This is a genomic window from Ferdinandcohnia sp. FSL W7-1320 (assembly GCF_038050315.1).
Taxonomy (GTDB): Bacteria; Bacillota; Bacilli; order Bacillales; family Bacillaceae_L; genus Ferdinandcohnia; species Ferdinandcohnia aciditolerans.
On the sequence record NZ_JBBPAM010000001.1, the window covers coordinates 4,778,863 to 4,791,243 of the forward strand.

General features: G+C 38.9%; 11 protein-coding genes. All 11 read right to left on the reverse strand.

Features of this window, described 5'->3' with window-relative positions:
- Positions 1-38 precede the first annotated feature (38 nt).
- Complete coding sequence (locus tag NST91_RS23105; protein WP_341333026.1) at positions 39-770, reverse strand: alpha/beta hydrolase; 732 nt, start codon at positions 768-770, stop codon at positions 39-41.
- A 19-nt stretch (positions 771-789) separates the two neighbouring features.
- Positions 790-1,668, reverse strand: coding sequence for an ROK family protein (locus tag NST91_RS23110; protein ID WP_341333027.1), 879 nt, complete (start codon positions 1,666-1,668; stop codon positions 790-792).
- 83 nt (positions 1,669-1,751) lie between these two features.
- Positions 1,752-2,444 carry an N-acetylmannosamine-6-phosphate 2-epimerase gene (locus tag NST91_RS23115; protein ID WP_341333028.1) on the reverse strand — a complete coding sequence of 231 codons (693 nt, stop codon included), beginning with the start codon at positions 2,442-2,444 and terminating at the stop codon, positions 1,752-1,754.
- A 14-nt stretch (positions 2,445-2,458) separates the two neighbouring features.
- Complete coding sequence (locus tag NST91_RS23120; protein WP_341333029.1) at positions 2,459-3,640, reverse strand: alpha amylase family protein; 1,182 nt, start codon at positions 3,638-3,640, stop codon at positions 2,459-2,461.
- A 15-nt stretch (positions 3,641-3,655) separates the two neighbouring features.
- Positions 3,656-5,230 carry an FAD-dependent oxidoreductase gene (locus tag NST91_RS23125; protein WP_341333592.1) on the reverse strand — a complete coding sequence of 525 codons (1,575 nt, stop codon included), beginning with the start codon at positions 5,228-5,230 and terminating at the stop codon, positions 3,656-3,658.
- A 57-nt stretch (positions 5,231-5,287) separates the two neighbouring features.
- The gene (locus NST91_RS23130) at positions 5,288-6,853 is read right to left on the reverse strand and encodes a DUF4127 family protein (RefSeq protein ID WP_341333030.1); all 1,566 of its coding nucleotides are present in this window, start codon (positions 6,851-6,853) and stop codon (positions 5,288-5,290) included.
- A gap of 42 nt (positions 6,854-6,895) precedes the next feature.
- Positions 6,896-7,729, reverse strand: coding sequence for a carbohydrate ABC transporter permease (locus NST91_RS23135; RefSeq protein ID WP_341333031.1), 834 nt, complete (start codon positions 7,727-7,729; stop codon positions 6,896-6,898).
- A 13-nt stretch (positions 7,730-7,742) separates the two neighbouring features.
- Positions 7,743-8,642, reverse strand: a complete 900-nt coding sequence (locus tag NST91_RS23140; RefSeq protein ID WP_099361259.1) for a carbohydrate ABC transporter permease — start codon at positions 8,640-8,642, stop codon at positions 7,743-7,745.
- A gap of 243 nt (positions 8,643-8,885) precedes the next feature.
- Complete coding sequence (locus tag NST91_RS23145; protein WP_121445708.1) at positions 8,886-10,172, reverse strand: extracellular solute-binding protein; 1,287 nt, start codon at positions 10,170-10,172, stop codon at positions 8,886-8,888.
- 204 nt (positions 10,173-10,376) lie between these two features.
- On the reverse strand, positions 10,377-10,973 hold the full coding sequence (locus NST91_RS23150) for a DUF624 domain-containing protein (RefSeq protein WP_341333032.1): 597 nt from the start codon (positions 10,971-10,973) through the stop codon (positions 10,377-10,379).
- 337 nt (positions 10,974-11,310) lie between these two features.
- Entirely contained in the window at positions 11,311-12,168 is an 858-nt protein-coding gene (locus tag NST91_RS23155; protein WP_121445706.1) for an SIS domain-containing protein, read from the reverse strand.
- Positions 12,169-12,381 lie beyond the last annotated feature (213 nt).

Consider the following 12,381-nt stretch of genomic DNA (forward strand, 5'->3'; position numbering starts at 1 on the left):
CTGGGTCACGGGGACAGGTCCCTCGTCCCACCATATTTTTACAGGGACAAGGGACCTGTCCCTCTGTCCCAACAGAAAAATTCAAGCGCGAGGGGTAGATCCCGCTCCCACACTTTCCACAGATGCTCGTCATCTGTTTCGATGTATTTAATATTGATATTTTTAGATGAGAAGCTTTTATATAACTCTCGGTTTCTAGTTAAGATATACAATTTTTCATTCGATATCGAGGATACAAATTCATCTTCATAAGTCCCAACGGTTTGAAGCACATTCCAACCAGAAATGTTCGTTTCTTTCACCTGTTGAATATCCCCATCAGAAATAGCCGGAGACTGTAGCAATAAATGCGTCCAGCTTTCCGGCTTCTCCAATGCGATATTTATACTTATATTCCCCGCTAATGAGTCGCCAAGGAGACCTCTTTTAGAAATATTAGCGCCTAGGTTTCTTTCAAACTCAGGAATGAATTCATCATTCATAAAACGCAGGTATCGATGAAAGGACGATCCTGATCTACTGAACGATTCCCATCTATCAATCGAATCCCCAGGGTGAATCAGCACGAGAACAAGGTGATTGGCCAATTCAGGATTCACACGTACTAAGTTTTGAATCGCCTTTTCCATTCCACCTAGTTCTAAATAGTCACGGCCATCCTGCACATATAATAGATAAGCATCCTCAATATTTTCGTTTAACGTTAGTACCATGTAATCTAGCGTCTTGTTTAAATGAGAACTATAAATTGTTCGATTGGATTTATTCATTGTATTTAGCCCCTTATAGCTAAATTTTGTGAAGCGAAATCGCTCCGTAAAGCCCAGATTTATTGCCATTTTTGGATCTCAAAATTTCAACACCTGAATAACTGTCCATAATATGTTTTTGAACCTTTTCAGATACGAGTTTGACAGCTAAATCCTGTTCCATAATGCCTCCACCCAAAATGACACAAGGAGGGTTGAAGATATGAATTAAACTAGCAAGACCCAGAGCCACTTCATTCGTCCAATTATCAAAAACTTCATATAACTGTTCATCACCATGCTGAATCATTTCAAACAGCTGTCTACCGTTCGTACAGTCGGGATTAACCTTTTTCGCTTCCCTGATAAGGGCTGTTGTAGAGCCATATTGTTCATAGCAACCTAACTTTCCACACCCGCAATCGATACCATTCGGATATAGATTCATGTGACCAAATTCTCCTGCACTGCCAGTAAAACCGCGATACAGCTTTGAATCAATCACAATCGCACCACCGATACCTGTTCCAAAAGTTAAAAACAGAAAATCACGATATTCCTTACCAACCCCATAATATTTTTCACCAAGAGCTGCTGCATTCACATCGTTTTCTACCTTCACAGGTACGTTAAACCTTGATTCTAGTAAATCCTTTATCCGAGTACCGGTATAGTTTGGTAGATTTTCATTTGCAAAGATAATATACCCTTCTTCACTATTCACCTGACCAGCCGTACTAATGCTGATTGCATCTATGTCTGGGTAGTTGGCGATGATATCTCCCAATTTCTGAATAATATGTGGGCCGCCTTTTTTACTTTCCGTTTCAACCTCATCAAAAATCTGTGCCGTACCGCTCTTATCAGTCACACAGATTTTGATCGAGGTCCCACCAATATCCGCAGCAAATATTTTCATTTCTCTCTCACCTCATGGGTCACAGGGACAGGTCCCTCGACCCACCATATTTTTACAGGGACAAGGGACCTGTCCCTCTGTCCCTATTCCTGTATAACTTTTATGAATCGTTTTGTGATTTCTTGTGGTCGTGTGATTGCGGATCCAACTACTGCTGAATGAACTCCCGTTGCCATGACTTCCTTTAATTCCTCGGGTGACGAGATTCCACCCTCAGCAATGATTGGTACACTCAGATGTTCTACAAATTGTTTTATCAAGTCAATATTGGGTAGTTTTACATCCTTCGTGTATTCGGTATAGCCTGACAATGTGGTTCCAACCGCATCAAATCCTAGTTTTTCTGCTTGAATGCCCTCTTCTAAGGTAGAGCAGTCCGCCATAAAAAGTTGATTGGGATATTTTCGTCTGATTTCTGGAAAAATCTCAGTAATTGTATGGCCATCTGGTCGTACCCGGCTTGTCGCATCTAGTGCAATCATATCGACACCTTCATTTACAAGAAGCTCAATTTCCTTCAATGTTGGTGTGATAAAAACCTCCGAGTTGTCGTAATCCTGTTTAATGATTCCGATGATTGGGAGATCTGTTACCTTCTTGATCTCATGGATATCCTCAACACTGTTAGCCCTGATACCACTTGCGCCTGCTTGAGTTGCAGCCACCGCCATTTTACTCATAATATAGGAGCTATGAAGAGGCTCATCAGGTAAAGCTTGGCAAGACACAACTAACTTTCTATATATTTTGTCAAAAAACCCTTGTTTGTTTTCCATGTCATCCACTCCAATTACTTACTAATGGATTTTTCTAGCTCATCCCACCACTGATAATCCTCTAAATACACTGTGTCAAACAGCATAACTCCATTTGATTTTTCCTTACAAAGCTGCACAGCCTTCTTAAATTGGTCAACATTATCGGTATAATCTTTTAAATATAAGCTAGCAATCACTGGAATTTGTCCGTTAATCGCTTCCTTACTCATCTCAATCGCGCCCTCAACACTATACCAAGTTGCAGGTCTCTCATTGACTAACGCTTCCTCAATCGTTACCTCTGGGTAATAGCAGCCTGTCATGATAAAATCAAATTCCTCTGCATATCCAGACGTATTGTACGTTTCACCTGTCCACTCGAAAGAAGGATGATAGGTCTCACTTCCCCAGTTAACGCCTTCGTTATAATATAATGGATACCACGATCCCACATAGATTGTGAAAATCAAATCTGAATTCCTTGTTTTAACCACATTTTTTGCTTTTTGAACAAAGTTTTTAATATTCTTCGCACGGAACTCCGCCCATTTCGGAAAAAGGCGACCAAAAACAGGTTTCTTATCCTCAACAGTCATAATATCCTGCGGCCAGTTGATAACTTCTTGACCGATATAAGCTTCAAACTTTGAACGACTCAGGCTACTAAAATCTCCATATATATTCGGATAGCGGCATCTGTCTAAAACAACACCATCTATTTCATACTTGCTTACAATCTCTTGAACGATATTTAGTTCATAGGCCTCTACTTCTGGATGAATCGGATTCACAAAAACCGTAGGATCATTGTGATTTTCCGCAGCTGTCGGCATATTTGAAAGGGCTTGGTCATAGTGAACTACCTGCCACTCAGGCTTGGCATAGACCATTCCTTCTTTATCGATTCCATTTCCTTCTGCAAATACATCGACATTGGCGATCACTTTCATCCCAGATCCTTTTGCATAATGAATCATTTCTTGAAGAAAGTCTCGGCCTTTCCATTCGTGATATTGCTCATCCTTCAATTCACTTACATGATAGGCAAACTCACTTGGGTACGTTGTAAATCCATATGGAATTTTTGCATCCACTACAAGATGTGTAATCTCGCATCTAACGGCATGTTTGATTAACTCTTTCATTTTTTCCGGGTCTAATAATCGAGAACCATTTGCTAAAAAGTCAACCCATAATATATTTGGTTGTTCCATTTGGTCTTCTCCCCCTCATAGGTCAATATCATCTGGCCAGTGTAGCTGAACGCCATGATTTACTAATAGATTTTGATAGTCATCTAAGTACTCCTGCTGTTCTCTCACCTGATGCGGAGTCACATTGTTTAAGAGTGAATACGCCACTAAGTAACCTGCTGATTCTCCAATATTCCATTCTGTTGGATGAAGCCTGTAGCAACCATTCGTAATTTGGGTAGTCCCTATGTTTTTACAAGCAGGGATCAGATTCTTTACACGCACTGGCAATAGGGCGCCAAGCGGTATCTCATATGGGAAATTCGGGATATAAAAGCTTCGGTTTGATACCGTTGTGTGATGTAAATCTAGATGATAGCTACCAACACCAACGCTATCGTAATACTCACAAATCCCTTGGTCTCCTCTTATTTCTTTACTAACATCATGTTCGGTAATGGTGTAAACAGCTTTTATTCTTCTTGATTCACGAATGTAAGGATATTTCGCTAGGCCATCCTCTGTATCCAATACATCTTTGCGAAGTCTTAATCCAGGGAATCCTTTCCCTCCATCAAGTCTAGGTGCTTCTGTTTGCAGCCAATATAAAAGAGACAAGCTTTGTTGTTTTGCATTAAATAGGTTTTTTTCAATTTCCTCTTCAGGTACTTCATAAATTGGACCTAGAAAATAGTCATTTTGGGCCCAATTGATAAGGGAAATATCACCTTCATATAAATTCCCTTCCAAATTCTCTGTATCTAGTATTCTTCGATATGTAAATAAGGAAGGAATACCTTCATCATTTGGAAAAAGTGTAAACTGCTTAAGCTTCGATGTATCATCCGCATCTGTTGCATACCAGCTAAAGAGAGGCAAATGAGAGAAACTCGGCATATATTCACGCCAAAAGTCATACTGTTCTGGCTTATCGATTACAAAATGTCCACCCTCTACATAGTCCACTGCGAACACATAGGTAAAGGATTGCATATCGATTGGATTCGCTTCTTCTAAAGCATGCGGTTCACCAGTTTCTTTAATTGATTCTGCTCCAGTTACATATTCGACACCGGCAATTGGTAAAACATCTCCACATTCTGTAGCATCTAAGAAATATTGACCAATCAACTCAATCTTTTTAGGCTCACTGATGTGAGTAACGGTGACAGATTTTACAACATCCTCTTCAGTCTTTGCTTCTAAAGGCTTATAGTTGTAAAGGACTGTTATTTTCCCACTGTTAATGTAAGGAGCAAGCATATCCTCCATCACCTTCAATGAAACCTTTGGTTCATGAGCTAACCGGCTTACCCAACCATTTCCAGGGTTCAAAATGTCATTCTCCAATGCTTCCTTCGTAAGCGGATAGTTATCGCGATAATATTGGCGCACACGATCTCTAAATTCACGAAAAGTGGCTGTACAACCATATCTTTCAATCCATTTATGTTCATCCGGAGGTACCGCCTGACTCGTAAGCTGTCCGCCTAGCCAATCTGTTTCTTCCGTCATAATGACCTTTAACCCCATTTTGGCAACAGCCAAGGAAGCCATACACCCTCCTAAACCTCCACCAATCACAACAACATCTGAAATTCTGCGCTCCATCACTAGCAGCAACTCCTTTTTGGGACACAGGGACAGGTCCCTTGTCCCACCATTTTTTTACAGGGACGAGGAACCTGTCCCTCCGACCCGGATATGTTCAACTTTTAAGCCAACTTCAAACATTCGGCTCCATGGCATGTGGCAGTCTGCAATTCGTAGTTCATTTTCTTCATCGATAAGATTTTCTTTTATAAACGCAGTTAGCTGTTCCTGCACAATTTCAGAAACCTTTCCACGTTTTCCGTCAACAAGGAAATAATCATATCCTAACTCTGGCAGGATGTTATTTGTAACATTTTTTCTAACTGTGCTACAATATCCCGCATCTTCGACATAGCGTAGTGCTAGAAAATCCTTATGAGTTTGTGTATTTCCATAAACATGATAGAACATCCCTTGTGCAATGCATGTTCCAAGTGTATTCGAGCTCGTATTCCAGCCTGCATACCCCGCTAATTTAAAAAGAAGATTCTTCCTTTTTAATAACTTGAGAAGGCCTAAATCTGACCCATTGGCAAAAGCAACATCAGCCACCACGCACGGAATGTTTCTTTCCTTTACTGTAAATTCGAGCTGCTCGACAAAATCAATTAAGTTACGATTCACCTGATATTTTGTACTTAGACTATCTTGATAGGCAGCCTCCATCATTGGCTCGACTGGTGAATTTAAAAAGAGAGCAAGATCAGCTTCAGCAAGACTTGAAGTCATCAGTCCACCCGCTGCTAAAATTTGATATTTGAGAGTCTCCATTAATGGGCGATCCTCATACAAAGGTGTGACAGAGGGGCCTTGCGTACTTGAGAAAACTGGATAGACCAATGGTCTTTTTCCTTTAAAGTTGTTGAGCATTCTTGCTAGCATCGTACAACCTACCTCATCTGCACCTGGATACATGTATACATCTAGCTCGAGATGATGAGTAGCAATCGCCCCCCTTACCTCCTGCTGGTCGATCGCCGTCCAACCGTAAGGAGCAGAATCATCTTGTGGAATGATCATAAAATCAATCGTTCCATTATTCACATATTCAAGGGCAAGCTTGTTTACTTCAACATTGACTTTTCTGCGAGAAAGATAGTCATCTACAACCTCTTTTGGAAGCTGTTGCTCAAGTTCTTCGTACTGTTTTTCATCTTCTTCAGATGCAAGATTGGCAGAAAGTAAGTGATGTAATCTGCCATATTGGAAGATTTCACTTCCCCAATCCTCGTAATAGTCCGGCTCTTCATCACTGCTTGAATATTTCGGACATCTCATGATTAAGTTGAATGCGTATATTTTTACTTCTGGATTAACTTCCTTAATTCGTGAAAGCCTCGCTAACACATCTCTGCACTCATCCAATGTTAAATGGTGCAATCTAGACGGAATAATTCCGCCATATAACAATGTATCGATTGATAGAATGAGACCGTCTGCATCCACTGCTTCTTCGAACAGCCATTCCCAAATCTTTTCGGTATTTCCAGGTGTTTTCTTATCCCCCATCAGACTCAAATCTGGTCGTACGAGATTCACTTCACCGTGGGACGAGGGACCTGTCCCCCTGTCCCACAGAAGGCTTGGGAAGTCATAGTTACATGGGCGTTCGTCTAGTGGGATGTAAGCAATTTTATACATTTGATATCTCCCTTTTTCTTAGCACTTTTTATTTCAGGTGGTTTATCCTTTAACCGCTCCTGCAAGTCCTTCCATATAATATTTCTGAGTGAATAAAAACACGAATATGATGGGTATTACTGAGATTACTGTACCTGCAGCAATCCACCCAAAGTTATAGGAGAACTGACCATTTAAAAAGCTTAATGCTGAAGCTAATGGGTATTTTTCTGTATCCAGGACAATGATCGGCCAGAGGAAACTATTCCAGTTCGCCATAAATTCAAACAAGCCCACAACTGCGACTGCTGGTTTGATCATTGGCATCATTAATTGAACCCAAATCCGGAATTCGGAAGCGCCGTCCATTTTTCCAGAATCCCTGATATCGCCTGGAATCCCCATGAATGCTTGTCTAAAGAGGAAGACGTTAAATACAGAGACCAGTGTTGGAAGGACTACCCCGGTAAATGTATTAATTAACCCCAAATTATTAATCGTTAAATAATTAACAACAAGTCCTGCAGCTGCAGGAATAATCATTGTCGATACGAGTAACATGAAAATGACATTTCTTCCTTTAAAATTGAAAATAGCTAACGGATATGCTGTTAAAGCACTAAATATAATACTTAATGTGACACCTAAGAAGGTGATGATCACGGTGTTCCAAATATATTTAAGAAAATCCATATACTCCCAAACTTCTATATAGTTTTTGAAGTCAATAAAAGTTGGCAGTATCGCAGGTGGAAACGCGAAAATATTCTTACCAGGCATGAGTGACACACTGATTAGCCAAAGAAATGGCCCCATCATGAAGATGGCAAATAAGATTAACAACACATAAACGATTGTTTTACTGACAATTTTTTTAAATAGATTCGTATTTTTCATAGGTTCATCCATATTAATATGGATTTACACCACCCTTCTTGTTAAACAGGAAGACGAAAATACTGAAGAACATGATAATGAAACTTACGACTAATCCTAGTGCAGATGAATAGCCAAATTCAAATTGTTCGAATCCCTGTTGGTAGATGTAAACACTACTTGTTAAAGTTGCATTACCAGGTCCACCAGACGTTAATACGAATACCTCATCAAACACTCGAATCGCTGCCATTAAGGAGACTAACGTACATAAGAATACATATGGCTTTAATAACGGAATCGTGATTTTACTAATGATTTGCCAGTTACTAGCACCATCGATTCTTGCTGCCTCAATACAATCGGTTGGGACTGCTTGTAGGCCAGCAAGATAAATCATCATATAATAACCCAAGCCCTTCCATAATGTGATAAACATGAGGGCCCATAGAGCGGTATCTTTATCCGATAACCAATTTACTTTTTCATCTAATATTCCAATTGACATTAAGAGATAGTTGAGAACCCCGTTTGAACTCATCAACCAACCCCAAATAATGGCAACAGCAACCATTGATGTAACAACTGGAATATAATAAGCCGTTCTAAAAAACTTAATACCTACCATTTTTCGATTTACTAGAATTGCCATCAAGATGGAGATAATTTGGATAAAAGGCACAATAATCATATAGAGTAGAGAGTTTTTAAGCGAAGCAATAAAATCAACGTCAGAAAATGCACGTTTAAAGTTGTCCAGTCCTACGAACGATGTTTCTCCTATAACCGAATAGTTCGTAAATGCCAAAGGAAGACTGAAAATGATCGGCCAAAAGGTGAATAGAGCAAGCAATATCAACCCTGGCGCCATAAAAAGCCATGCAGTTTGTACCTCGTTGAATCTGCTATAACTGTGGGCTCTTTTCTTTCCCATAGGTTATTCCCTCCTAATCTTCTAAAACCTTTTCGTATTGCGCAGATTAGTAAGTCCACATGATGTGGGTCACAAAGACGTTTCCACAGGAAGTGGGGGTATGAAGCCTTAGTCTTTGGATCTTACTTTATAAAAAGTTCCATGATAAAATCTGCGGCAACGCAAAAGGCTTACCTCTTATTCAGCTTTTGCTGGATAAAAGTAAATGGGCAGATGTTCATCTGCCCATTCAATTTTCATATATTAACGAGCTAAAATATCATTAACTTCTTTTTCAGCTGCTTCAAGCTCTGCATCAAGGTCTTCATCATTGATGTAGATATTTTGTAGATGTTTATTGATTGCACTATCTACATCGCCTGCGTTTTCAACACCAAGGTAGAAATCTGTTGCTTTGTCTAAACTTTCAACAGATGCTGTTAAAGCTTGTCCTTCTAAAGTTCCATCATTTTTATAGAAGTGCTCATCCTTCGCAGCTTCTTTAGTAGATGGAAGTGTGTTTGCTACTTTCGAGAATGCTAATTGATTCGCATCATTTGTTACATAATGTGCAAATGCTGTTGCAGCATCTACATTCTTAGATTCTTTAGGAACAACTAGGTTCATTGTGTTTGTAAAACGAATGCCCGCTTTTCCTACTGGTGCTGGAACCGCGATTGTATTTTCATATACATCTGGTGAAGCTGTTTTTAATTGGTTAATAAATGAAGAACTTGAGATGATCATCCCTACTTGTTCACTACCAAACAGCTCAACCTGCTTACTAAAGTTCGGAATATCCTTTGGAATAACCCCTGCTTCGATTAAATCGATATTGCCTTGGATATATTCTTTTACTTCGTCGTTATTGAAGATTGCTTTATCGCCTTCTACAATTTTGAAACCTTCTTCAAGGATAGAGCGAGTTTCCATTGTGAATACGTATCCAAAAGAATCTGTTTTGTCAGCAATTTGTTTACCCCATGCTGCTAGATCTTCTTTTGTTTGTGGCGGATTATTTAAATCGATACCTGCTTTTTCTGCTAATGATTTATTGATATAAAGAACCGGAATACCTGTATACCATGGAAGGGCATATGCACCATCACCTTGTACAGTAGAATCATAGATTCCTTCAAAATATATACCCTTTTGCTCATCTGTTAATGCCTGATTGAAGTCTACTAACGCACCTTTTGACGCCATTTGATGAGCCATAACTGTATTTAAGTTAACTACATCTGGAGCTTGCTTACTTGCAATACTTGTTAATAATTTGTTTTGTACTGCATCATAAGGGAAGTCCTTCCAATCGATTTTTACGTTTGGATTTTCTTCTTCATATTTCGCAATAAGATCATTGAAGTAATCATTAAATGTTGGTTGAAGCGAAATGGTCCAAAATTCAACTGTTGTCTCTTCGTCCCCGCCTTTTGCTTTATCTGAGCCTGAATCTTTTGTTCCTGAATCTTCAGAACTACATGCAGCTAAGACACCTAAAACAAGTAAAAACACCATTGCTACGGATAGTACTTTTTTGAATCTACTCATTTTTTCCCCACCTCATTTGGAATTTTTTGAATTTTGATCTCTAATAGCAACTCTCTTTGTGTACCCCCTACTAGACTTCAAAACCCTTTTTGATTAAACGCTTTCAATAGAGAATTTTCTATCTATTAGAAATGTATCACCTTTTGGAGATTAAATCCACCTTTTTTATAAAAAAATAAAAAAATCTCCATTTTTTATTTTAATCTAACTATTCTCCGTCTCATAATCTCTTGCCATCATGACAAAATAGTAGGTAAAGGCAAGAAGACTGAAAGAGATTAAAAAAGGAACGTATCTTAAATAGATTGATAAAATCACAATCATTGTATTGATTATGATGATGAGTAAAGGCTTTAATGGTTTTCTAAAAAATAGAACAAAACTCCGAAATACTAAAGGTTTTAAACGATGCTCACCCAATATAAATAGTTTTGTAAGATAGCTAAATATCCCGAAAAATAAAAGAATCATAATGATATTAAAAGGAAGAAGAAAATTCTGTAACTCATTTGGTAAATAAAAGGAGGCGAAAATGTCTCCTATGATGACGACCGAAATAAAAAGAAGAGTCATCCAGACTTTCATCCCTTTTATTAAATACTGAATAAATAGCTTAAAAAACATTTTCCATGCAGGTAGCGGTTCGTCTTCTGATGTATATTTAATCGCCCCCACCAATGCAACAAAGGCAGGGTATGCAGTTACGAGAGGAAGTGAACATATAATAAATAGAAAGTTTAATAGAACCAGATCTACTATATATTCGAGAACCTCAAATAGCTTATTATTTGAAGTAACCATGATTTTCACCTTTCTCTATTCGATTAGATTCTTGTTCAAAAAGGAGGATGAAAAGGACCCGTCGTCAACAACGCTACGTCCTGTGCAACTGTCTACACTAGCCCATCCTGCGCGTTAATAGTTCGAGGCGGTGCAGATTTGAACAGCGCAACGTATATTGTGAATACGTAAGCACAAAGAATGTTCCTTCCTTGAATCCGTTTCGCACGCCGGAAAAGTGGTTACTTTTCCAAGGAACTAAAAAACCAAGCCAACGAACTTCCACTGGATGTGTCAGCTTTTAGTCGAAGTTCCTCCAGCGCTATGACATTTTCGCCAGCCGTTTTGAACATCCACTCTAGTACAATTTATCAAGAACTGATTCCGCTGTATTTTTTATCGCTCTAAATGTTTGTTCTTTATTCTTAAGAGCTGCATTTGTTGCTAGAACATCTAATAGTAAAAGCTGAGCAATCTTTGAAGAGAAAATACCACCTTCAAATGGGGATTCCTTATTTGCAGCCAACAGAATTAAATCCGCATATTTTGTAATCGGTGACCTCGCCTGGTTTGTAATACAGATGATAAACGCATTATTTTCTTTCGCAATTTCAATTGCATCAACGACGTCCTTTGTGCTTCCTGATGAAGACAAGGCAATAATTAAATCTTCTTTGCCTAATAACGAAGCAGTCATTGACATGATATGTGAATCAGAAACATGTTCTGTATCATAGCCCAGCCTCATAAATCGATGTTTGCCGTCTAATGCCGTGAATCCTGAAGAACCAACCCCGAAAAAATAGATTTTCTTGGCGCTATTAATCTTTTCGACCGCTGTCTGTATAGTAGGATCTTGGAGTAGGGCGACTGTATCATTTAAAGCACTTACATTTTGATTCGCTATCTTTTTCGCAATCACATCAAGGGAGTCATTTTCCTCAATCTTTCCATATACTTGTTCATCAACTTCCATTAGGTTTTGTGCGACAGCCAATTTAAACTCTTGAAAGCCACGATATCCTAGTTTTCTACAAAAGCGCAAAACAGTAGTTTCTCCAACCCCTACCACTTCCGCTAAATCGGTAACAGACGAATAGACTGCTTCCTTGTGGTGTTCCATTATATAATCCGCTACCTTTTGCTCTGTTTTCGTAAGCGAGTTATATACAGATGTAATAATTAAAAGAGGGTTTACGTTCTCTGTCTTTGGCATTATAAAAATCTCCTTTTTTACTGCTAAAATAGTTTGAAGGAATATTCCTCCATTTTACACAAAAGAGAATATATCCTCCAACTCAAGAATACAAAATTCTCCCCGCTGGGTCAAGGGGACAGGTCCCTTGTCCCACCATTTATTTACATGTAGACGTTAACTTGTTCATCACTCATCTGTTAAAAATGGGGACTTTTTCCTCATTTATATAAA